Annotated in this window: 21 protein-coding genes and 1 tRNA gene; 8 read left to right on the plus strand and 14 right to left on the minus strand. The window is 56.3% G+C overall.

Annotated elements, in window-relative coordinates; translation table 11 throughout:
• Window positions 1-220 precede the first annotated feature (220 nt).
• Window positions 221-311, plus strand: a tRNA-Ser gene (locus CA948_RS16470).
• Window positions 312-416: 105 nt separating this feature from the next.
• Here CA948_RS16470 and CA948_RS16475 read toward each other — a convergent pair.
• From CA948_RS16475 to CA948_RS16510, 8 genes are all read right to left on the minus strand, one after another.
• Window positions 417-824, minus strand: coding sequence for a YgiW/YdeI family stress tolerance OB fold protein (locus CA948_RS16475; protein WP_108728561.1), 408 nt, complete (start codon window positions 822-824; stop codon window positions 417-419).
• A 96-nt stretch (window positions 825-920) separates the two neighbouring features.
• On the minus strand, window positions 921-2,312 hold the full coding sequence (locus CA948_RS16480) for an ATP-binding protein (protein ID WP_108728562.1): 1,392 nt from the start codon (window positions 2,310-2,312) through the stop codon (window positions 921-923).
• Window positions 2,309-2,977: a response regulator transcription factor gene (locus CA948_RS16485; protein WP_094197695.1), complete on the minus strand. Its 669-nt coding sequence runs from the start codon at window positions 2,975-2,977 to the stop codon at window positions 2,309-2,311. Before CA948_RS16485 ends, CA948_RS16480 begins: the two co-directional genes overlap by 4 nt.
• A 146-nt stretch (window positions 2,978-3,123) precedes the next feature.
• Window positions 3,124-3,858 carry an arsenical resistance protein ArsH gene (gene arsH, locus CA948_RS16490; RefSeq protein WP_203226727.1) on the minus strand — a complete coding sequence of 245 codons (735 nt, stop codon included), beginning with the start codon at window positions 3,856-3,858 and terminating at the stop codon, window positions 3,124-3,126.
• Window positions 3,827-4,258, minus strand: a complete 432-nt coding sequence (gene arsC, locus CA948_RS16495) for an arsenate reductase (glutaredoxin) (protein ID WP_094197694.1) — start codon at window positions 4,256-4,258, stop codon at window positions 3,827-3,829. The genes arsH and arsC overlap by 32 nt, the downstream gene beginning before the upstream one ends.
• Before the next feature lie 24 nt (window positions 4,259-4,282).
• On the minus strand, window positions 4,283-5,572 hold the full coding sequence (locus tag CA948_RS16500) for an arsenic transporter (RefSeq protein WP_108728563.1): 1,290 nt from the start codon (window positions 5,570-5,572) through the stop codon (window positions 4,283-4,285).
• Window positions 5,573-5,663: 91 nt separating this feature from the next.
• A complete protein-coding gene (locus CA948_RS16505; protein ID WP_094198429.1) occupies window positions 5,664-5,987 on the minus strand; it encodes an ArsR/SmtB family transcription factor in 324 nt (107 codons plus the stop codon).
• A gap of 154 nt (window positions 5,988-6,141) precedes the next feature.
• Entirely contained in the window at window positions 6,142-6,999 is an 858-nt protein-coding gene (locus tag CA948_RS16510) for a LysR substrate-binding domain-containing protein (RefSeq protein WP_108728564.1), read from the minus strand.
• Window positions 7,000-7,361: 362 nt separating this feature from the next.
• Between CA948_RS16510 and CA948_RS16515 the strand changes: the two genes are divergently transcribed.
• Both CA948_RS16515 and CA948_RS16520 read left to right on the plus strand, forming a co-directional pair.
• Window positions 7,362-7,979, plus strand: coding sequence for a LysE family translocator (locus CA948_RS16515; protein WP_108728565.1), 618 nt, complete (start codon window positions 7,362-7,364; stop codon window positions 7,977-7,979).
• A 299-nt stretch (window positions 7,980-8,278) separates the two neighbouring features.
• The gene (locus CA948_RS16520; RefSeq protein ID WP_108728566.1) at window positions 8,279-9,583 is read left to right on the plus strand and encodes a hypothetical protein; all 1,305 of its coding nucleotides are present in this window, start codon (window positions 8,279-8,281) and stop codon (window positions 9,581-9,583) included.
• A 411-nt stretch (window positions 9,584-9,994) separates the two neighbouring features.
• Here CA948_RS16520 and CA948_RS16525 read toward each other — a convergent pair whose 3' ends face one another.
• Together CA948_RS16525 and CA948_RS16530 are read right to left on the minus strand one after the other, a co-directional pair.
• Entirely contained in the window at window positions 9,995-11,641 is a 1,647-nt protein-coding gene (locus tag CA948_RS16525; RefSeq protein ID WP_108728567.1) for a long-chain-fatty-acid--CoA ligase, read from the minus strand.
• Between the two features lie 140 nt (window positions 11,642-11,781).
• Window positions 11,782-12,666, minus strand: a complete 885-nt coding sequence (locus tag CA948_RS16530; RefSeq protein WP_108728568.1) for a LysR substrate-binding domain-containing protein — start codon at window positions 12,664-12,666, stop codon at window positions 11,782-11,784.
• Between the two features lie 113 nt (window positions 12,667-12,779).
• On the opposite strand from CA948_RS16530, the gene phnD reads away from it, so the two are divergent.
• From phnD to phnX, 5 genes are read left to right on the plus strand one after another with little or no spacing between them, the layout of a single operon-like run.
• Window positions 12,780-13,670 (plus strand): phosphonate ABC transporter substrate-binding protein, encoded by an 891-nt coding sequence (gene phnD / locus CA948_RS16535; protein WP_094197686.1) that lies wholly within the window; start codon window positions 12,780-12,782, stop codon window positions 13,668-13,670.
• Window positions 13,667-14,488: a phosphonate ABC transporter ATP-binding protein gene (gene phnC, locus CA948_RS16540; protein WP_108728569.1), complete on the plus strand. Its 822-nt coding sequence runs from the start codon at window positions 13,667-13,669 to the stop codon at window positions 14,486-14,488. The genes phnD and phnC overlap by 4 nt, the downstream gene beginning before the upstream one ends.
• A 26-nt stretch (window positions 14,489-14,514) precedes the next feature.
• A complete protein-coding gene (phnE, locus tag CA948_RS16545) occupies window positions 14,515-15,306 on the plus strand; it encodes a phosphonate ABC transporter, permease protein PhnE (RefSeq protein WP_395013916.1) in 792 nt (263 codons plus the stop codon).
• 24 nt (window positions 15,307-15,330) lie between these two features.
• The gene (gene psrA / locus CA948_RS16550; protein WP_108728570.1) at window positions 15,331-16,443 is read left to right on the plus strand and encodes an iron-containing alcohol dehydrogenase PsrA; all 1,113 of its coding nucleotides are present in this window, start codon (window positions 15,331-15,333) and stop codon (window positions 16,441-16,443) included.
• 46 nt (window positions 16,444-16,489) lie between these two features.
• Window positions 16,490-17,332: a phosphonoacetaldehyde hydrolase gene (gene phnX / locus CA948_RS16555; RefSeq protein WP_094197682.1), complete on the plus strand. Its 843-nt coding sequence runs from the start codon at window positions 16,490-16,492 to the stop codon at window positions 17,330-17,332.
• Between the two features lie 80 nt (window positions 17,333-17,412).
• Here phnX and CA948_RS16560 read toward each other — a convergent pair whose 3' ends face one another.
• From CA948_RS16560 to CA948_RS16575, 4 genes are all read right to left on the minus strand, one after another.
• Window positions 17,413-18,306 (minus strand): LysR substrate-binding domain-containing protein, encoded by an 894-nt coding sequence (locus CA948_RS16560; RefSeq protein WP_108728571.1) that lies wholly within the window; start codon window positions 18,304-18,306, stop codon window positions 17,413-17,415.
• Between the two features lie 59 nt (window positions 18,307-18,365).
• Complete coding sequence (locus tag CA948_RS16565; RefSeq protein ID WP_108728572.1) at window positions 18,366-20,513, minus strand: phosphocholine-specific phospholipase C; 2,148 nt, start codon at window positions 20,511-20,513, stop codon at window positions 18,366-18,368.
• Window positions 20,514-20,586: 73 nt separating this feature from the next.
• Window positions 20,587-20,826, minus strand: a complete 240-nt coding sequence (locus CA948_RS16570; protein WP_108728573.1) for a hypothetical protein — start codon at window positions 20,824-20,826, stop codon at window positions 20,587-20,589.
• An 11-nt stretch (window positions 20,827-20,837) separates the two neighbouring features.
• Window positions 20,838-23,084, minus strand: a complete 2,247-nt coding sequence (locus CA948_RS16575; protein ID WP_108728574.1) for an alkaline phosphatase family protein — start codon at window positions 23,082-23,084, stop codon at window positions 20,838-20,840.
• Window positions 23,085-23,181: the final 97 nt, after the last annotated feature.

Raw genomic sequence — 23,181 nt, forward strand, 5'->3', positions numbered from 1 at the left:
TCTGCCGAGCAGTATCAATCGTCTCTTTAGAAGCAGGCCAAGAGTCCGAACTCACGATAAATTGAGACCAGGCTTATCCTACGGTTCAGCAGTCAGTAACCACTCAGCAACAAGGCTTAGCCCAAAAAAATTTCAGCACTTGCCTTATAAGGATAAGTGCTGCTATTATTATGGACTTGGCATTAGCAGCTTCAAATTGCTTGGCCAGAAAAAATAAGTAGGACAGGTGGCCGAGTGGTTGAAGGCGCACGCCTGGAAAGCGTGTATACGTTTATAGCGTATCGGGGGTTCGAATCCCCCTCTGTCCGCCAAGAATTCGATATGAAAACCCGCCCAGCGCAAGCTAGGCGGGTTTTTTATTGCTGGGGGTGTCTGCGTCTTTCTGCCGTGGTGATGCTTCGCAGCACAGGCGCTGTTTAAGGAACCAAGGTCAGGCGGTCGACTTCAAACTCCGTCTTGCGCAGGCCTTTGTCGAATTCCCCAGTCAGTTCCACTTTTTGCTCAGCACTGATGGTCTGGCCAGCCGGGAAGTCTTCGTTGTCGATCTCCACGGTTATACGGCCGGTGGCATCTTCAAAAATGTAGCGTTCATCGCCTTCAAACGAGACCAGACGACCTTGTAAACGTGCGATTTGGTCGTCGCGGCCGGTCTCCAGCAACTGCTTGACGGTCAGTAGTGGCACATTGTTGGGGCCGGAGTAAGAGCCAGCGGCGCTGCTCGCCTGAGGTGCATTGTTTGGGCCGGTGTAGCTGGCGGGTTGTGCGATAGCAGCGCTGGCGCTCAGGGCAAGGACGGCGGCGAGGGTAGGTAAAGTGAATCGCATGATTGGGTTTCCTGTATCGGGTTATCGGGTCAATGTTCCGCCGATTGCGGAATAGTGTTAGTAGAACTCCTGAACCTGAAGGCAATCTTAAGACTCTTAACGGGGTGGAAAATCCAGTATGACACTCAGGCCCTGGCCGTCCAGCCCTTCTTCAAAGGATAGTTTGGCATCGTGCAAGGCCGCGATGCGGGCCACGATAGACAAGCCCAGGCCGTTGCCGGCTTGGCCGGTGCCCAGTACGCGAAAAAACCGTTCTCCCAGTCTGGCCCGTTGTTCGAGGGGAACACCAGGCCCCTTGTCCCGGACCGCAAGGCGTACACCGCCATCGTGTCTGCGTGTCGTTTCGATTCGTACCCGGACGCCTGCGCCGCCGTAGCGAATGGCATTGCCAATCAGGTTGCGTAAGGCGCTGCTTAACAATACCGGCGCAGCCTGCAAGCTTGTCACGGCCAAGGCTCTTTCCATGTTCACTGACACCGAGGGCAGGGATGGGCTAAGGTTGTCCAGGATTTGATTCAGGTCTACGGTTTCACGTTTCAGAGGTTCTGCCTGTGGTTCCAGTCTTGTCAGGGCGAGCAGACTTTCTACCAGGGCGGTGCAGCGATCCAGATCAGCGCGTAATTGCTGTAGATGGGCATCAGGTAGTTGCAGTTCGCGTTCAATTAATTGAACGCGCATCCGCAGCCCAGCCAAAGGGGTACGCAGTTCGTGGGCGGCATCGGCGGTAAAGCGCCGCTCACTTTCCAGTGCTGTGGATAGACGTGCCATCAAGGTGTTGAGGGCATCGAGCATGGCCTGCAGTTCACGGGGCGGATGGTCACCCTGCACGGGCGTGAGGTCATCGGGGGATTTGGCGTTGATGCGTTTGACGGTATCTTCCAAAGGACGCATCAGGCGTCGGATCAGGAACCAGCTTGACAGGCCCAGCAGCGCCAGCAGTCCCAACACGGGCCAGGCTAGATTTTCTGCCATATCCTCCAGCAGTTCCAGACGTTCTTCCATAGGTTGGGCGACCTGGGCGGTCACGCCTGCCGACCCAGGGCGCACGTAAACCCGCCAGAGTTCATCATCGACCCGGACGGTGGTGGTTTGCTTGCTGTGTGCCTGCGGTAAAAAAGCCGTTTCAGGTGTGTCGTCGCCGCGCAGCAGCACACGGCCATCTGCCGCGACCAACTGGTAGTACATGCGCAGTTTGAGCGCCTCGTCACGGTTCAGGCCTGTGCCCGTTGTATTGGATCCGGGTGAAGTCTCCTGCGGGTCCAACATCAAGACCAGACGGGCACCTTCCTCCAGTGCGTCATCAAGAACATCACCGGTAGCGTGCCAGGCGACACTGACCACAATGGAAAGGCTGACCAGCCACAGGCCAATACTGGTTCCCATTACGGTCAGCAGCAGACGACGCCGTAGGGACCAGCCTTGCGGGCGTGATGCCGAAGCATTAGGGCTGGAGCGGGTACGCGTCAGTTTACGGAGCAGATGTTTCATGCGGGGGCCAGCACATAGCCTTGATTGCGTACAGTGACAATGAAGTCACTGCCCAGTTTCTTGCGCAGATTGTAAATATGGACTTCGATCGCGTTGCTCTCCACTTCCTCGCTCCAGCCATAGAGGGCTTCTTCAAGCTGAGCGCGGCTCAAAATATGGGTGGGGTGGTGCATCAAGGCCTGCAGAACAGCAAATTCGCGTGCGGTTACAGCCACAGGCTGATCGTTCAATGTGACACGCTTGGCTGTCGGGTCAATAGCGACGGGACCGTGACGCCATTCGGAGCTGGCCTGTGCCGCGCTGCGACGCAAGGCCGCGCGTACTCGTGCGGATAGCTCTTCCAGGTCAAACGGCTTGACCAGATAGTCGTCTGCTCCCAGATCCAGGCCCTGCACTCGGTCTGCCAAGGTATCGCGGGCGGTGATCACAATGACGGGAACGTGGGCATGAGGGCTACCGGCTCCTCGCAAGCTACGCAAAACGGCATCGCCGTCCAGGCCGGGCAGGCCCCGATCCAGCAGGATGCATTGATAGGTATGGGTTGCCAAGGCCGTGGCAACTTGATCGCCGCGTTGTAACCAGTCCACAGCATAGCCGTCCATATGTAGCCAGGACTGCAAGGAACTGCCCAGCGAGGAATCGTCTTCGATTAAGAGAATACGCATATGCACAGCCTGGCAGGGAAAGATGAAGGGAATCTGATGCTAGTGTGAGGCATGGCGCAAAGCAGCCGCAAGCGCAGAAGGGCTTGTACGGCTGCTTTGTATTGTAAAAGCAGGCAGACTCTGTGTTTCCCGCCCTGATCAGGGTGCTAGATGCTGCGCTGTTGTACCCGCGCTGACAGTTCCTGTGCCGTCTCCTTGCGTTCGCTGTATCTATCGACCAGATAATCCGCACAGTCGCGTGTCAGCAAGGTGAATTTGATCAGTTCTTCCATGACATCGACCACCCTATCGTAGTAGGGGGAGGGTTTCATGCGGCCTTGGTCGTCAAACTCCAGAAAGGCTTTGGCAACGGAGGACTGGTTGGGAATGGTGATCAGGCGCATCCAGCGGCCCAGGACGCGCATCTGGTTCAAGGCGTTAAAGGACTGGGACCCGCCAGAGACTTGCATGAGCGCCAGTGTTTTGCCTTGCGTTGGGCGTACGGAGCCGATGCTTAACGGAATCCAATCAATTTGTGCTTTCAGGACACTGCTCATGGCACCGTGTCGCTCGGGCGAAGTCCAGACCATGCCCTCGGCCCACTGTACACATTGACGCAGTTCCTGCACTTTGGGGTGCTCATCTGTTGCGCCATCGGGCAAAGGCAACTGGTGTGGGTCAAAGATCTTGGTTTCGGCACCCATTGCGTTCAGCAGTCGCGCCGCCTCTTGCGTCAACAATCGGCTATAGGAGCGTTCCCTCAAAGAGCCGTACAAAAGCAGAATTCGAGGCGCATGCGTAGCCCGCCTTGGAGGCGGCAACTCTGACAGTGTCGGGCTCGTAAAAGCGTGCTTGTCCAGATTGGCTAAGTCAGGCTGGCTCAATTCTTTGTCCTTTTTCATCAATGACGGCTTGGCCGTCCTCTTTCCGGAATGCGCCTTGCTGCGGCTGGGGCAGTATTTCAAGCACCTGTTCCGAAGGGCGGCACAAGCGTGTGCCCAGCGGTGTGACCACAATGGGACGGTTGATCAGAATGGGGTGCAGCAACATGAAATCAATCAGTTGTTCATCACTCCATTTGGGGTCGCCCAGTTGCAGCTCCTCATAAGGTGTTCCTTTTTGGCGCAGGACTTCGCGCACGCTCAGGCCGCAGTCTGTTATCAGCCTGATCAGTGTGGCGCGGTCTGGTGGTGTTTGCAGGTACTCGATGATGGTGGGCTCTTGACCACTATTGCGGATCAGGCCCAGGGTATTGCGCGAGGTGCCGCAGGCGGGGTTGTGATAGATGGTGATGTTGCTCATGGCCTTGTGCTCGATGTCAGGGGGTTAGTGGGCGATACCTAGCCGTAGGGCCAAGGCCGCCAGAGTGATCAGCAAGACGGGGGTGGTCAGGATGGCTCCTACCTTGAAGTAGTAGCCCCAGCTGATTTTTGTGCCTTTCTGGGCCAGTACGTGCAGCCAGAGCAAGGTGGCCAGACTGCCTATGGGTGTGAATTTGGGCCCCAGGTCACTGCCGATGACATTGGCGTAGATCATGGCTTCTTTGACGGCGCCCTGGGCGCTGGAAGCATCAATTGACAGGGCCGTGACCAGGACCGTGGGCATATTGTTCATGACCGAGGACAACAGGGCAGACAGGACGCCTGTGCCCATGGCGGCTCCCCACACGCCAGCCTGGGCGAACTCATCGAGCAGCAGGGCCAGATGGTTGGTCAGCCCGGCATTACGTAGGCCATACACCACCAGATACATGCCCAGCGAGAACACGACGATTTGCCAGGGCGCACCGCGCAGCACTTTCCTTGTGCTGATGACTGTGCCACGAGCGGCAACCGTCAGCACAATGATGGCTCCGGCAGCGGCAACGACACTGACGGGAATCCCCAAGGGCTCCAGTGCGAAAAAACCGGTCAGCAGTAAAGCCAGCACGATCCAGCCTGCCTTGAAGGTCGCCATGTCCGTAATGGCTTGTGCGGGTGGTTTCAACTGCTCAAGGCGATATTGGGCAGGAATGTCACGTCGGAAATACAAGATCAAGACGAGCAGGCTGGCCAGCACGGACACGATATTGACGGGCACCATGATGGCGGCGTAGTCCGTGAAGCCCAGTTTGAAATAGTCGGCCGAGACAATGTTGACCAGGTTGGAGACGACCAGTGGCAAGCTGGCCGTGTCGGCAATAAACCCTGCCGCCATGACAAAGGCCAAGGTCGCGGCGGGCGAGAAGCCCAAGGCCAGCAACATGGCCATGACAATAGGCGTCAGAATCAGGGCAGCGCCATCGTTGGCAAACAGGGCAGACACGGCAGCGCCCAGAATCACGATAAATGCAAAAAGCCTGCGTCCACTGCCTGCCCCCCAACGGGCAACGTGCAGTGCGGCCCATTCAAAGAAACCGGCTTCATCCAGCACCAGGCTGATGATAATGATTGCTATAAAAGTAGCGGTTGCATTCCAGACGATACCCCACACCACATCCAGATCGCTCCACTGCACCACACCTGAAAGTAGGGCCGCGGCCGCGCCCAGAGAGGCGCTCCAGCCTATGCCCAAGCCTTTGGGCTGCCAGATGACCAAGATCAGGGTGGCAAGGAAAATCAGGACAGATGTGAGCATGGCAAATTTTGTCGTCAGGGGCAGGCGGTCAGGCCTTGGGTATTAGGCCAACAAGCGGTTGGTTGATTTGAATCGGTGTTAGTTGGCTTTTTTAGGGGCGTTGGCACAAGTTGGGCGCTGTAAGGCAGTTTTCACCCTGACAGCAGTTCTCTGTCAGGTAGGCCAGTAGATCGTTCATGGCGGGAAAGGTGGCGCTGTAGAGCAGGTTGCGGCCTTGGCGCTCGCTATGAATCAAGCCGGCATTACTGAGTTCTTTCAAATGAAAGGACAGGGCATTGGGAGCGATGCTTAACTGTTCGGCCAAGGTGCCGGGTGTCAGCCCGGACGCACCGGCTACAACCAGTGCGCGAAATACCCGCAGGCGGGCTTCGTGGGCCAAGGCGGCCAGGGAGCGGATAACGTGAGATTCTTCCATGGGCATATAATACAATAATTCAACAATTATTGAATAGTTGATTTGTGTACTGGTGGTTTTTTCAGACTATTTGTCTACGCGGATGGCAAAGGCAAAGCCATGATTGTGTTTTGGGAGGGCACCGTAAGGTGTCTGGTGCTGTCTGTGAGTAGGGCTATGTCGCCATCTGCTCGCTCAACCAGTCAGCAAAGACTTCTGCACGTGGGTTTTGATCCAGAGCCTGCGGGGAGAGCAGATAGTACGCCGAGCCGTCGGGGATAAAACCCTGCGGGGCGATAAGCTGGCCGCTTTGCAATTCGTCCTCCACCATCAGATGCGACACGATCGCCATGCCTTGCCCGGACAAGGCCGCCTGAATACACAAATAAAAATGTTCCAGTTCCAGCTTGTTGGCAGCGCGTATGGGCTGGCCACTAAGTCGCGCCCAAGTGGCCCAGGCCTGGGGTCGAGAACTGCTCTGTATCAGCACCTGTTGGGCCGTGTCCTGCGTGTGAGGGTATTGCGCTTGGCAGACAGGCCCTATTCGCTCCTCGCATAACTTCAGGCCGCAGACCGAGTCCGCCCAATGAAAGTCGTCGCGGCGTATGGCCAGATCCACCCCCATTTGCGCGAAGTTCACCGGCCCTCCGGCTGTAATCAGATGCACGGTGATATTGGGGTGCAAGGCCTGGAACCCCCCCAGACGCGGAATCAGCCACTTCATGGCAATAGTGGGCTCGCAGGAGACGGCCAAGGCATGTTCGCGCTGGCTTTGTTGCAGTTGGTGAACAACATCTTCCAGGCGTTCAAACATAGGGGCGGTGACATGCAAGAGCTGGCGACCTGCAGGCGTCAGAAATACGGCCCGATTGCGCCTTTCAAACAGCTCGACTCCCAGCGATTCTTCCAGTGCACGAATTTGTCGGCTGACAGCGCCGTGCGTGACATGGAGTACTTGCGCTGCCTGCACAAAACTGCCTGCCTGAGCCGCCGTATCAAAGTAGCGAAAAGCCGTGAGGTTGGGAATTTGCATAGTCGATGAAAACTCACAGAAATGATGCAGTAATTATCGTTTTTAAATTAGCACAGGATTATCAATAATGACATCCTTTGATGGCGAGATTGGGACGAAATAAATAATTTTTTGGTTAATGAATTTTCTGGGTTTGACGAAATATTCGTTGTTGGAGCAGGAATAAAAAATAACTTGAAAGTTAGATGTAGCCATAAATTATCTGAAAATATTCTCTGTTTCTGAGAGAAATTTTTTTTTCGACAGTGAGGTCCTGTGGGCAGAGATTTTTCCATTAGTAGGAGTGTAGGACTGATACTGCATTCTGGCTGTATGAACAGTCGTTCATAACGCCGATTTCATCAAACTTAGGCTTGTTAAATATGCATGAACTGTTGGCGGTTGCCACCATTACTATCCTGGCTGTGATCAGCCCAGGCCCAGACTTTGCCATGGTCACTCGTAATGGCTATTCCTTTGGTCGCAAGACTGGTCTGATTTCAGCCTTGGGCATTGCGGCCGGCGTGCAAGTGCACGTGGTTTACACGGTGTTGGGGGTAGCGATTCTGATTACTCAATCTCCCACTCTGTTTTGGATGATGAAGGTGGTGGGGGCGGCGTACTTGATGTACCTGGGCTATCAGTCTTTCAGTAACCGCGCTGTGCCTGATACCGATGGTCAAGCAGTTTGTGTGCCCACCGCCTGGCAGGCGTTTGGTATGGGTTTTTTAACCAATGCCTTGAATCCTAAAACCATGTTGTTTGTGGTGGCGACTTTTACTCAGTTGGTACAGCCGGATGCACCATTCTGGCTGAATTTTGCCTATGGTTTCTGGATGTCCTTTGCTCATTGGGTCTGGTTCAGCGTGGTGGCACTGGTGTTTTCAGATAAACGCTTGCGGGCCGCCATGCTGGCTCGGCAAAGATGGCTGGACAAGGGAATTGGTGCAGCCTTGCTGGGTCTGGGTGCATCACTGCTATTTGCCAATTCTGTCTCCTAGGGGCGGCTTGCTTGATGGCGTTGAGTTGGATAGCCAAGCGGTGTGAGTAGCCTGATTGTTCAGGTTTTAATAAGTTGTTGTTAATTGTTTTTTGAAATTATGGTTGGGTTTTTTTGTTATTGTGGTGATCTTTTTTGTATGGCAATTAATATTGAAAATTTAAATAGATAGAAAATAATATAAATAAAGTTTAAAAAAGAATATCTGTTATTTTTTGCTATTTATGGATGAGTGTGTCGGTATTATCGACAAGTTGCAGTATCAGGCTTTGCACACGACTTGTAGATAGGGAGACACGAATGACTTGTCATCATATAAACGCAAAAACAGTAGCGGGTTACGGTCTGATTTTATTGGCTGCCTTGCAGGGCCATGCTGTGGCCCAAAGCCCGGAACCCAGGCTGGATACCAGCCAGCTTTATGCCGACGTACATTTCCATGCATCCAACTATGCCATGCAGGGGATTCCTTTAAAGGAATATGCAGAAAGGTATATGGGCGGCAATTTGCAGCAGATTGTGCGCTCGACCATCATGCCTATTCCTTTGCAGCAGCGTTGGGATGGGTTCGAGCTCTATCAGGCTCAGGGCCCTGGCAATCAGATGTACGGGCCCAATTACTATATTGGCCCTAAGGCCGACCTGTATTACTACTCCTTTGTCGATGCCATGTTTGCCCGCGAGTACGAGCGGCTGCCACCCCAGTATCAGGAAAAACTGGATGTCATGATCACGGCGTTCAATCCAATGGACGTCTATGCCTCGCAACATATCAAGCGTGCGGTGCTTAGTTTTCCAGGCGTGTTTGCCGGGGTGGGCGAATTCACCATTCACAAGGAGCTGGTGTCCAGCAAACTAGCCGGTGAAACGGTAGAGCAAACCAAGGCGCCCTCCGTGCCCTTGCCTCCGGACGCGGGTGATGGCAGCAAGGTGTCGCTCTATTCCGAATCCCTGGAGTATCTGTTCAAAACGATCGAGGAAATTGGCCTGGTCGCGATTTTGCACAACGATATGTACCGGGTAGAGGTCAATTATCAGGGTGAGCTGGAGCATGTCTATCCCGACCAGGACTATGTGGAGGGTTTGAAACATGTGTGCGGACATGCACCCAAGGCCAGAGTGGTATGGGCGCATACTGGATTGGGGCGTTTTGTGAAGCCGACTCAGGATCACATTACGCGCGTAAAGAAAGTGTTGGATGCTTGCCCAAGCTGGTCTACCGATATTTCCTGGGATCTGGTGCAGGACTATATGCTTCACCCCGAACCCGGAATGCCCAGCCGCCAGGATTGGCTTAATTTCTTCAAGGAATACCAAAACCGGATTCTGTGGGGCTCGGATGTGGTGATCTTCACGCGTAACCGCTTTGAATCGACCCCTCCCACGTCTGTGACGCCGGGTGGCTTGATGTCGCCAGAGCAGTATCACGCGGACTTGTCCAAGATGCGGGACTTCCTGGGAGAACTGCCTGTGGAAGTCGGTAACAAGATTCGCTATGAAAACTATCTGGGCCTGTTCAACCGTGCCAAGTTCTCTGTAAGGGCTTGGGAGCGTGAGAACGCGGGCCTGAATATCTGGGACATTCCTACCCCTGTTCATCCTTGAAAAGGCCCTGCTGTTGAGGCTGGTCATCAGCAGCGTGAATGCAGCGGGTAATTTGCAGGAAAGACGTGGGTTAGCAGTAGCAAGCGCAGCAGTCTGAGTCTTCCATTTGCACAAAAATGAATTATGTTCAGGCTGCTGCTAAAGCGGTGTTCTTCACAAAAGCCTTGCTATTTCAGTGCTAAGTGCCTTGAAACTGAGCGACCATAGCCATAGCCATAGCCAGAACCCAAGTCTATGTCTCTGATCCTGGCAAAAGCCAAGGTAAAGGTAAAAGCAAAAAAACTGCCCCCCGAAAGTTGGATAACTATCCACACCTTCGGAGGGCAGTTTGCTATCGCACTTCAAGGCCGCCTAGATTGGCTCCTTGATTGTGCTGTCTGACGCTGGGTTTGATGCCTGCCTAGGCGTCGCTTAAACCACCTTGTTTTGCGTAGCCAGTTTGTCCAGATCTTCTTGAATCAGCTTGCGAATAGCGGTTTTCAAGAGTTTGCCGGTTGCCGTGTGGGGCAGTTCATCTACCACGATCAGCTCGTCAGGAATGCTCCATTTGGAGACTTGTTCTGTAAACAGATCAATCATGTCCTGCTTGGTGAAGGTGGCATCGTCTTGCAATTGCACCACCAGAACCGGGCGCTCGCCCCAGCGCTCGTCAGGCTTGGCCACCACGGCGGCTTCCTTGATTGCCGGGTGAGCCTGAGCAATGTTTTCCAGCTCGATCGAGCTGATCCATTCACCACCGGATTTCACCACGTCTTTTGTGCGGTCCACGATCTGGATAAATCCGTCTTTATCGATGGTGACCACATCGCCTGTATTGAACCAGCCATCTTTTGTGTGGGCGGAACTGTCCTGATTGTTGAAGTAAGCGCTGGCAATCCAGGGGCCGCGCACCATCATGGCACCAAACATTTTGCCGTCGCGCGCAATGGGCTGGCCATCGTCGCCATCTACCCGGAACTCGACGCCAAAGAGCGGACGCCCTTGTTTGGCCAGCAGTTTGAGTTTTTCGTTCTCAGGCAAGGATTCGTGCTGGGGCAGCAAGGCGGCGGCCAGACCGACGGGGCTGGTTTCAGTCATGCCCCAGGCGTGGCGCACTTTTACGCCCAGCTTCTGGAAGCGGGTAATCATGACGGGTGGTGCAGATGAACCGCCAATGACCAGACGTTGCAGGCTGCTGAAGGTTTTGCCATTGGCCTGCATCCAGTCCAGCAGACCTAGCCAGACGGTAGGTACACCGGCCGTCATGGTGACGCCTTCGTTTTCAAACAAGGTGTGCAGGCTAGCGCCGTCCAGTTTGGGGCCGGGCAAGACCAGTTTGGCGCCCACCATCAAGGCAGCGTAAGGCAGGCCCCAGGCGTTGACGTGGAACATGGGCACAATCGGGGTAATGGTATCGGAGGCCGACAGGCACAGAGCATCGGGCAGGCTCAAGGCAAAGGCGTGCAAGATGGTGGAGCGATGGCTGTAGAGCACGCCCTTGGGGTTGCCGGTGGTGCCGGAGGTATAGCACAGGCCCGATGCAGTGTTCTCGTCAAACACGGGCCAGTCGAAATGATCGGACTCGGCGGCAATCAGGGTTTCATAGCACTTCAGATTGGGCAGCAAGTCCGACTTGGGCATGTGCTCTTCGTCGGTCATGATGACCACGGCTTTCAGCTTGGACAGTTGCTCGGCCAGGGCCTCCAGAATTGGCATGAAGCTCAGATCGGCAAACAGGACACTGTCGCCAGCGTGTTCAATGATGTAGCCGATTTGATCCTGAAACAGACGCGGGTTGATGGTATGACATACCAGCCCGGAGCCTGAGACGCCGTAATACAGCTCCAGGTGACGATAGCCGTTCCAGGCCAGGGTGCCTACGCGGTCTCCTTGCTGCAAGCCCATTTTCTGAAGCGCATTGGCCAGTTTTTGGCTGCGCTTGGACAGGTCTGCATAGGTGTAGCGGTGGATATGGCCTTCTACCGTTTGTGAGACAACTTCGCGGTCTGCGTGGTAGTTGGCCGCATGACGCAGTATGGATGACACTAACAGCGGGGTATTCATCATCATGCCAAGCATGGTTCTCGTCCTCCCTGGGGGTCAATCAAACAAAACTGACGGGCCTTCAGACGGTGAGTCTACGCGCAGAAAATGGACGAAACACATCGCTGACTGTCATGGCCTTCTTATGCACAGTAGCCGAAAGCTCACAAATACGTCTATGTCGACGTTTGTATTTGCTTGCGTAATCCCAAAGCCTCAGTGAAAAATTGTGTGATCATTCGGCTCTCCCGGCGTTCGGTCAGGCAATACAAATAGGTGTCGGTGCGCACGGGATCGCCTTGAATACGAACCGCTTTGAAACGATGGTCCGGGATGAACTCTGCCTCGGACACTGTCCCCACGCCTAGTCCCCGGGCGACGGCTTCACGCAAGGCTTCCCGGCTGCCGATTTCCATGACGGCGCGGGGCCGGATATTTTCTTTTTCCAGTGCTGCTTCCAGGCAGGCGCGTGTGGTCGAGCCCGATTCCCGCTGCAGCAAGGGAGCGTCCTGCAAGGCAGCTAAAGGCACACTGTCGTGTTGGGCCAAAGGATGCGACAAGGGGGCGAACAAAATGACAGCATGGCTGGCGTAGTGTTCGGTGTGAAAGGCCGGGTCCTCGCTGGCTCCGGCCAGCACGGCAATGTCGGTGGCGTAGTCGGCCAGATCGGCCAGCACCTGTGCCGAGTTTCCCATATGAATAGAGATGTCCACGCCGGGAAACAGTCGGTGATAGGCCTCCACCATTTCAATGACATGAAAAGGGCCGACTGCGCCAATACGCAGTCGGCCTACATGTAGTTTCCCACTGTCATGCAGCAGGTTGAAGGCATCGACCTCCAGCGCGCCCAGTTGTTGCGCGACCGGCAGCAGCGCCATCCCCACCTGGGTCAGTTGGACACCTCTGCCCCGGCGATGAAACAACTCCACATCATGTTGCTGTTCCAGCCCCTGTACTTGCTTGGTCACGGTGGGTTGGGCCAATCCCAGGGCGCGGGCCCCGGCGCTGAAACTGCCATGTCGGGCAACAGCCAGAAAGGCACGTAGGCGTGCGGCAGACATATAGACTCCATCTATAGATAACTGATGTTTTGAATCTTAAATCCATAATATGAAGGCAATGTGATCTTTCTACTATGTCGGTATTCCTCCCAGCAACCTTCAGGACGACTGCCATGAACAAGAACGTATTTCAGACAGCCCGCCGCTCTTTTATCGCGGCAAGTGCCGCCACCATTGTCTTTTCGGTGTTTGGAACTGCCGCCCAGGCCGCCCAGGACACTTTGACGATTGGTCTTATTCCTGCCGAAGACTCGCAGGCCATGATCGAATCGAGCAAGCAGGTGATTGAACAACTGGAGCGCGAGTCCGGCATGAAGGTCGAGCCTTTTGTGGCTACGGACTACAACGGCATTATCGAAGCCCTGCGTGCCAAGAAGCTGGACGTGGCCTATCTGGGGCCGTTTTCCTACGTGCTGGCCAACTCGGTGGCGGATGTAGAAGCCTTCGCAGTCGCTGTTACCAAGAAAACAGGTAAAAGCGCCTACAAGAGCTTGATTGTGGTGCGTGCCGATAGCGGGATTGACACGGTGGATCAGTTGAAAGATCGCACCTTCGCCTTTGTAGACCCTAGCTCGACGTCCGGCCATCTGTTCCCTAAAGCCGGTCTGGAAAACGATGGTTACAAGCCTGAAGAGCTGTTCTCCCGTGTGGTGTTCTCCGGTTCGCACGATGCCAGCTTGCTGGCGGTAGCCAACAAGAAAGTGGATGCTGCTGCTGTGGCCGACCGCATTTACGCCAGCGCGATTTCCAAAGGCCAATTGGCTCAGGATGATTTGAAAGTGGTGTGGTCTTCCAACGATATTCCCGAGTCGCCCATGGTCTGGCGCAAGGATCTGGACCCCAGTGTGAAAGAGAAAGTGGCCAAGGCCTTGGCCAACATCAAAGATGTACCTTGGGGTGATCAGGGCATGTTGAATGGTTTTCAGGCGACTGACGATGCTGCTTACAACGTAGTGCGTGATACCGCCAAGGTGCTGAACCTGGATCTGCGGAGCATGAAATGATCCGTTTGCGTGGCCTGAACAAAAGCTATGGCTCCAATGATGTCCTGTGCGGTGTGGACATGGATGCACAAGCCGGTGAGTTTCTGGTTGTGCTGGGTCAGTCCGGAGCGGGCAAGTCCACCTTGCTGCGCTGCATGAATCGGTTGGCGCAGGCCGATACAGGAGAGATGTCGGTGGCTGGTATTGATGCCATGTCGGCTCAGGATACTCGGGCCTTGCGTCGCCAGGTTGCCATGATTTTCCAGCATCACGATGTGGTGCCTCGTTTGTCAGTGCTGCGCAATGTATTGACCGGGCGTTTGGGGGCGGTTCCCGTGTGGAGCTCGATCCTGCAACTGTTCAGCCGTGCTGATATTGCCTTGGCCAAAGACTGTCTGGAGCGGGTGGGGCTGGCGCATAAAGCCCAGGCCCGCACGGATTCCTTGTCGGGTGGCCAGCGTCAGCGTGTGGGCATTGCCCGTGCCCTGGCGCAGCGTCCCCGCATCATTCTGGCTGATGAACCGGTTGCCAGCCTGGACCCTAAAACAGCCCGTCTGGTGATGCGTTATTTGCACGACGCCAGTCGGGAACTGGGTATTACCGTGGTGTGCAACCTGCATCAGGTCGATTACGCCCGTGAGTTTGCCGACCGTATTGTGGGCCTGGCCCATGGTCGGGTGGTTTATAACGGCGCTCCTGATCTGATGACGGAAGATGATCTGACCCGTATCTATCCTGGCCCGGAGCCAGGGCAGGGCGGTGCGCACTCCCAAGAGGTCAATGAGGCCGCGGCCTCTTTCCTGAACGAACCACTGACCATTGCGACCAAGGGAGCCTGATCATGGAACATAAGTATTCCTGGGTCATGTCCACGCCTACGAGTGTTAAAAGCTGGGTCACTACGGCTGTGTTGGTCGCGGCGATTGTCGTGGGGCTGCAATGGAGTGCGCAAGGCGCACAGTTAAGCGCCGCCGAGTTTGCGGCTGGCCTGCCGCAGATTGCTGACTTTTTAAGCCGCACCTTCCCGCCTGACTGGAGTATTTTGGGCAGTCTGGTCCCGCCTGCTATCGAGACGATTCAGATCGCAATTTGGGGCACGGTACTAGGTGTGCTGGGAGCCGTTCCGGTGTCGTTTCTGGCGGCCCGTAACTTGAATGTCAACCGTTATCTGTACAGTTTTACCCGTCAAAGCTTGAACGTGATACGCAGTATCAACGAACTTATCCTGGCTTTGGTGTTTGTGGCCGCGGTGGGGCTTGGTCCTTTCCCGGGTGTGCTGGCTCTGGCTGTCCACGGTGTGGGGATGCTGGGCAAGTTTTTTGCGGAAAGCATAGAAGAGATTGACCAAGGTCCGCTGGATGCCTTGCGCGCTACTGGTGCCCGTCCCTTGCAAGTGATTGTGTTCGGGGTGTTGCCTCAGGTGATTACGGCCTGGATTGCGGTGATTCTGTATCGTTTTGAGGTCAATCTGCGTTCGGCCACCGTGCTGGGCATGGTGGGGGCCGGTGGTTTGGGCTTTGAGCTGGTCAGCAGCCTGAAACTGTTCAAGTATCAGGAAACCGCAACCTGCATCGTGGTCATTACGGTGATGGTAGTAGTGGCTGACCTGATTTCCAATCGCCTGCGCGAGGCTATTCGCAACAACGGCCGCGATTGATCGCCGTTTTTATTCGAGATTCTTATGTGGCATTTTTTCAATCCCGTTCAGATTGATGCTGGCAATGGTGCGTTCGAGCGTTTGCCTGAACGCTTGGGCGGCCGCCGGGCCATTCTGATTGCCTTTCCGCAGGCTCGGGAGCTGGGGCAGTGCGAGCGCCTGCAAGCCTTGTTGGGTGAGCAACTGGTTGCGATTGAAACCGATATTCAACCGAATCCGGATGTGTCCTGGTTGGCGCCGTTGTACGAGCGTCTGTGGCGTGACTACCCTGAGGCCGAGTGCATTATCGCCTTGGGAGGCGGCAGTGTGATTGATTGCGCCAAAGCCATGTTGACCAGCACCCCTTCGGGGACGTTTGCCGAACTGCTCTACTGCTTGTCGGGCAATACCAGCCTGAGCCAGCCTCCAGGGCGGGTGCGCAGCCTGATTGCCGTGCCCACCACGGCAGGAACCGGGAGCGAAGTGACCCCCTGGGCAACCATTTGGGATAAGGGGCAGGGGCGCAAGTACTCCCTGCATCTGCCCTGGACCTGGCCTCAGGCCGCGATTATTGATCCGGCCTTGATGTGCAGCCTGCCCGCTGGCGCTACTTTGGCCAGTGGTCTGGATGCCTTGTCGCATGCGCTGGAGTCCTTATGGAACGTGAATCGCAATCCCGTGTCGGCCAGCCTGGCGGTATCGGCAGCACGACAAGTGATCAGCAGTTTGCCTTTGTTGATGCAGGATCTGTCCAACCTGGAGCTGCGTGCTCAACTGGCTGTGGCAGCAGCGATGGCGGGCCTGGCTTTTTCCAATACCAAGACAGCTCTGGCGCACTCCCTGTCCTATGACCTGACTCTGGAGCAAGGCTTGCCACACGGCATTGCATGCTCCTTTAGCTTGCCGCACGTCATGCAGATGGCCTTGGGCCAGGATGAACAGCTGGATCAGTTTTTATTGTCGATTTTTGACGCTCGCAACGGACCACAAGCCGTCTCGGCCTTAAGTGGTTTTTTGCAAAGTCTGGGGGTCAGCATTGATCCGGCCAGCTACGGGGTATCGCCCGAACAGTGGCAACAGCGCATTGCCCAGGCACTGCAAGGACCACGCGGACGTAATTTTATTGGTGCACATGCTCTGGATGCGGTGCAGGTATAAATCGGTTTTTAAGCCGGCTTGTTTTTAGGACTGAAGGTTGCAAACAATGACTCAGAATTTCAATGCGCTCAATACGCTGATGTCGGACAAGGTCGAAGCTGTCATTTTTGACTGGGCAGGCACGCTGGTCGATTTCAGCTCCTTGGCACCGACGCAGATTTTTGTGGATGCCTTTGCCACATTTGGCATTCAAATCAGCCTGGAGCAGGCCCGTGGTCCGATGGGTTTGTCCAAGCGTGATCACATCCGTACCTTGCTGGCCACCGAGTCGATTCAGAATCAGTGGTTGGCTCAGTTCGATCGTGCGTCTACCGATGCCGACATTGACGCTATCTATGAGCGTTTTATGCCTATGCAGATCGAGAAGGTAGCGGAATACTCGGCCCCGATTGAAGGTGCGGCTGCTGTGCTGGAAGAGTTACGTGCCAAGGGTATCAAAATTGGCTCTTGCTCCGGCTATCCGCGTCAGGTGCTGGATGTCTTGTTGCCCGCCGCTGCCAGCCAAGGCATTGCGCCGGACTGCATTATTGCCGGTGATGAGTTGCCTGCTGGTGGCCGACCTGGCCCCTTCATGGCACTGGCCAATGTGCTGGCTTTGGGTGTGGGCGATGTGCGTCGCTGCATCAAAGTGGACGATACCGTACCGGGTATTGAAGAAGGCCGCCGCGCCGGTATGTGGACGGTAGGGTTGAGCCTGTCGGGCAATGAAGTGGGGCTGTCCCTGGAGGAACTGGCCCAAACGGATCCGGCAGAGGTACAAGCGCGGGTGGAGCGTGCCAGCGAACGTTTGCGTCAGTCGGGTGCTCATTACGTGATTGAAACCGTGGCCGATTTCCCGGCTGTGGTGCAGGCGATCCAGGCACGTCTGGCACAAGGCGAGACACCTTGATTCTGTGGGGGCATTGAATCAGGCCTGGTAAGAAGGGCGGGGCGACAAGCCCCGCCCTTTTTTTGCTGCCTGCTTGTTTTTCAGGCAACGGTACTGGCGACGGGCAGGGCGCTTTGATGATGAGCGATTGCATCAAAAAAGGCAGCGACCAAACGAGATTCCCGACGCTCATGCAAACAGCAGACGTGGATCTGCGTCCAGACCGGCTCGTTTTGAATACGCACCACACGCAAGCGCGGATCTGGCACGTATTCGGATTCGGAGACCGTGCCCACTCCCAGGCCGCGAATAACCGATTCGCGCAGGGCTTCGCGGCTGCCGATTTCCATGGCCACATCTACCTTGATCTTGCGTTCGTGTAAGGCGTCTTCCAGTGCCTTGCGCGTTGTTGAACCTTCTTCGCGCATCAGCAAGGGCTCACCGGCCAGCTCCTCCAGTGCAATGCTATTGCGTCGGGCGAAAGGGTGGTCTTGGCGCACAAAGGCGATGACCGGGTAGCGAGCGTAAGGTTGCATGTAATAGCGGCGCTGTGGCTGGCAACTGGCAACCACGCCAACATCGCAGATGTATTGATCCAGATCGTCCAGTACCAATTCCGAGTTGCCCAGTTTGACGGACTGCTTGATGCGCGGATATACCGCATGAAAGGATGCGATCAGCTCGGTGACGTGATAGGGGCTGACGGCACCCAGCTTCAAGGTGCCGTAATGCAGTTTGCCACTGCCATCGAGCATCTGGCGCATGTCGGATTCCAACGAGATCATGCGCCTGGCCATGGGCAGCATTTCCAGCCCCAGGGTAGAGAGCTCGACGCGTCGGCCGCGGCGGTGAAACAGCTCGGCCCCATAGTCGCGTTCAATGATTTGAATTTGTGAACTAAGCGTGGTGTGGCTCATGTTCAAGGCCCGCGCGGCGGCTGAAAAGCCGCCGTGCTGGGCCACCATGACGAAGGCCCGTAATTGGTTGAGCGTCATCGTACTTCTCTAACAGTGCTTTCCGGAACGGACCTTGACATTGTGCCTGGGCAGTATGACTAGCGTGCGACACCCATGGCCGGATCGCTGATGCCATCCCGGCCAGTTTCCAGGCGACCGGCAAAGCGGCGCTCGAAGGACTCACCCATGGTGGCGGTGAAGTCGTACCAGTTGCCCGAGACTTCCAGCGACCAGCGCGCATCGATTTGCATGCCCGGATCAACGGTGTAGACCCAGGGGCCATCCTCGCGATAGGCGTTGGCGCTCACCGTGACGGTCGCGGCCTGATCCCCCATATTCATGATGGTCAAGGACACGGCATTGGCCTGGGGCTCGTAGCACACACGCACTTCTGGTTTGGGGCCTTGGCGCAGCGCGTGGATGTTGCCCTTGAAGTGGCGATGGTAGCCGTTTGGCCCCAACACCCACAGGCTGTAGTTGCCCTTGTGATCCGCATGGACGGTCCAGGCGTCCGAGATGATCTTGTTGGCCTCCACCGTAAAGCGTCGTGGATAGTCCGAGAGTTGCAGCTCGTCGTACACATGGAACACGGTGCCTTGCGTGCCGGTATTGCTGAACGTTAACCAGACCTGCTCTTTGTCCAGGTCCACATTGGCGCTGGTGTGCAATTGGTAGGGCAGGGCGCGTGAAGGGCGCAGCATTAAGTCCTGGCTGGGCATGGGCTCTGTGCCCACAGGGGGCATGGGCACCTTGCCTGCACCGGCTTGCTGGCTCAAGGTTGCGTCTGCCTGTTCGCGCGTCGGTGCTGGACTCAAGGCGGGTTTGGAGGCATTGGGCGATTTGAAATCAAAGCAGGAACGCATATCGCCGAATACGGCGCGGCGCCAGGGGCTGATATTGGGTTCTTGCACACCAAAGCGTTGCTCCAGAAAGCGCAGTACCGAGGTGTGGTCAAACTGTTGGGAGTTGACCCAGCCACCCACGCTCCACGGGGAAATAATCAGGGTGGGCAGACGTGGGCCGGCCCCGAAAGGGCGGCCATCGGGTGCTACCTTGCGTGAGTCCCCGTCAGGGGCAGGCATGGTGTAGTACTCATTGGAGACATCTACCGTGGACTTGCCTTCCAATGAGCCATCTCGATTGCGCCACGGAGGGGCAGGAGGGGGCATGTGGTCAAAGAAGCAGTCGTTCTCGTCGTAGTTCACGATCAGGACGGTCTTGCTCCAGATCTCGGGCTTTTCGGTCAGAATGTTCAGCAGTCGCTCCAGATACCAGGCGCCCTGGCCGGGCACACCCATGCTGGGGTGTTCACTGTAGGGGCCGGGGGCCACAATCCAACTGACCTGTGGCAATTGGCCCATGTTGATGTCATCGGCAATGGCTTGCAAAAACCCGCCGTCAGGCATGGTGTTGCCAAAACCCTTGTACAAGGGGGAGAGAGCTTCCATTTGAGGGGAGTATTCGGCATCAGGAGAGCCTAGTGCGGCCAGGTCCTCATTCACCTTGCGGTAGGACGCAAAGGCCACGAGCTGGTTGTTATTGCTGTTGTTGCCGGGGCGGTTGTACACCTTCCAGCGCACACCGGCCTCTTGCAGCCGCTCTGGGTACGTCGTCCAATCCAGACCATCGTCGGACGGGCCCAGGCGACCCCAGTTGGAGTTGGTCACGCAGGCGCGATCAATCAGATTGGCCCCGTTACTGCCACTCCACAAGAACATGCGGTTGGTGAAGGTGCCGGTATTGATAGAGGTGTGGTAGGCGTCGCAAATAGTAAAGGCATTAGCCAGTGACCAATGAAAGGGCAAGTCGGACTCTTTCAGGTAGCCCATAGCGACGTTGGTGTACTTGGCTTTGGGCCAGTTTGCCATGCGACCGCCATCCCAGGCCTCCTGCTGGTCGTTCCAGTCGTGTGCGCCGCCAACACGCAAGGCATTGCCTTTGGTCGCATCCAGGTAATAGGGCTGCACCATGCCATTGGTGCCTTGCTGACGCCAGACCGATTCGCCCGATGCCATCGGGATGGTGATACGGTCGCTGAAACCGCGCACGCCTGGCATGGTGCCGTAGTAGTGATCAAAAGAGCGGTTTTCCTGCATCAGGATAATGACGTGCTCGACGTCATTAATCGTTCCCGTGGCGTTATTGGCGGGGATAGCCAGCGCCTTTTGAATAGCAGGCGGAAAGGGGCCCAAAGCGGCCGCACTGGCAGCCAGTCGCAGAAAATTACGGCGATTGATGTGAGTCATGGGGAAAGCCTTGTCGATAAGTGGTTGGAGTGGAGCCAGGCAAGGACATCTGTCGTGCCGGGCTGCCATGCGCTTAAGGTGCGCAGTCCAATTGCGAGTTCGGGGTGGGTGGCGTGCCAAGGTCCGTGCCTTGCTCCCCTTGAGAGCCCGTGGCCGGGGGCGTCACAATAGGCACCTGCTCGCTGCTCGAGCCTCCTGTGCCGGGCGGGGGTTCGGCAGCGCTGGAGCCTCCGTCACTGCAGGCGCTCAATAGCAAAGCAGTCATGCCGATGGCCAGGGCACTGCGTACAGCGCGTAAATCAAGAACGTTCATGGTGGCCTCGCTCAGTGTGTGCTCAGGCTGGACAGGGGTTTCTTGGACCAGTAGATCGAGCTCAGCTCCTGCTCACTCAGGACGCGGTTCCACATGGCCAGGTCACCAAACATTTGCTGGGTGGGCGGAGCAACCGAGCATTGGCCAACCGTATAGGGAGGTTTGACCGAGCCATTGCACTTGTTCATCAGGAACGTGCCGGTGCCATCGTCGCCAATACCCCATTGTGGGTAGGGCGAGAGCTTGGAGACATCCACTGCACCCGTGGATTTGTTGGTAGCCACGCGCGTAACCTGCTCGGTAGAGGGATCAAACACGCGCATGTTCATGGTCTTGGCAACACCGTCCACCGAGAAAGCAAGGTGTACCCACTTACCTACTGGAATCTGGGTGTAGGGATTGGTTGGGCCGTCGGCACGTACTCCACCCGAGCCAATATTGAAGGCAATGCCGCACTGGTTTTGGATGCCACTGTTGAACAAGCCAATGGCGACACCGGCATTGGCACCACTGACGTAGTTCTTGTTGGATAGGACCGTGACGTTGTTGCGATCGATGCACTTGGGCACCTGATACCAAAAGCCAATGGTGAATTGCGGGTTGCTGCCCGTGGAGATGTCAAAGCCTTGGGCCGGCGTCATGCGATAGCCTTCCAGACCTTCTTCGGTGACATAGTTGGTGTCAACCAGCAAGCCATGCGTGCCTGTAAAGGGACCGGGCACGACCAGACCGGCCGCATTGGGCAGGTCGTTGGAGGCCGGTGCCATGGTGCTGTTTTTCTGCGCGTCTACAGGGGGCAGGTTGGCGCTAAAGGGATAGTAGGAGACCAGGCCATTGAGCAGGGAGGCTTCCAGAGGGACGGGAGGCAAATACGAGATGGGCGGGCTAAACAGACTGCGCCAGGCGGCATCGGTGCCTGAACCGGCCTGCACGGTGTAGTCAAACTGGTAGGTGCCTCGGTCAGACAGGCCAGCGGTGGCCTGGTTGTCGGTATAGCTTTGTGTGCCAGCCGGTAGGCGTGACGCGATTACCTGGCCGTCCCGCAAAATGTCGATAGAGGCATCGGCGGGGGCTTTCCAGTCCAGTTTGATTGCAACGGCAGAGGAGTGGTTGTCCAGCACCGTGGCTTGCAGACTCGTGACCGCTTGTGGGCCTAGCAGGCTGCTGCCATCGAGCTTGTAGTCGGCAGCCGGGGGTAGCTTGTCCAGATACCGCATGATGGTAGGGGCCACATCCACCAGGCTGTTGTACTGATACAGCTCGGGCAGCGTAGCAGGTACGCTGGCGCCAATGCCCTGTTCTCCTGTGTTGACGGCCTGATTGATGGCCAGGAAGGTGGTGGATTGGGGCAGCAAAGGCAAGCCATTATCCTGGCCGTGTTCGCTCAGGCCATGGCTGCCGGTCACGATCACCAGCCACTCGCGGTCTTTTTGCTTGGCAGCAGCGTCCAGCAAGGTGCCGATTTCCTTGTCCAGCTTGCTTAAGGTAGCGTTGTAGCCCGGTGATTCAATGCCGAAGTCCAGCGCAGCATCTTTGGCAGCGCGATACTGAACCAGAACCTTGCGGTAGTCCCCTTTGATCATCGTCAGGGCCTGGCTGGAGACGCAGGACAGGGTGACGGTTTGTGGAGAACAGTCGGCCAGCTCATGCAGACGCTCGGCATCGTGGTCGGCCTTGAGCAAGTGTGCCAAGCCTTTGGATGCCACGGCTGCAGCATTCTGTCCGTTTTGCTCGGAGTGGAACAGGCTGTTTTGGCGCAGCACCTGATCCGGCGCGGTAGACACGACGCCATGACGGTTGGCCCAGGTTCCGGTCAGCAGGCTGGCCCAGCTGGGCATATCCAGATTGGCTTGTTGGCTGGGGGTGCCGGCGACGCCACCGCTGTAGGCCAGTTGTACTTGCAGCTTGGCCAGATTGGGCAGGCTGCCATCGGCAATGCCTTGCTGCACGGCCTGGTAGGTTGCCCCATTCAAATTGATGATCAGGGCGTGGCGGGTGCTAGGGGTATCCGGCTTGTCCGGGTTGACGGGTGTTTCGGGCTCCGCTTCCTGGCCGTTGCCTGTGCCGGACCCGCTGCAAGCGGCCAAGGTAGCCGATAGGGTGGCCACCGCGAGGGCTTTGAGCAGACCGGGTTTACCAAAGACAGGCCGGGACAGGCCTTGGAATGGCAACGCATGGCTGCTCGGATGGGAATTTTCAGAGGGATAAGGAAAGCCGGGCCGCTGGGAGGCGGAGCGGGCCGTGTGCGCATGTCTCATGATTCGATAGCCTTGTCACTGATGTTGGGGAAAGGGTCGATCGAATTAGAGCAAGGCAGGATGACGGCCTTGGGTCGATATCCTAGACGTTCATCGT

Source organism: Alcaligenes aquatilis (assembly GCF_003076515.1).
GTDB lineage: Bacteria > Pseudomonadota > Gammaproteobacteria > Burkholderiales > Burkholderiaceae_B > Alcaligenes > Alcaligenes aquatilis.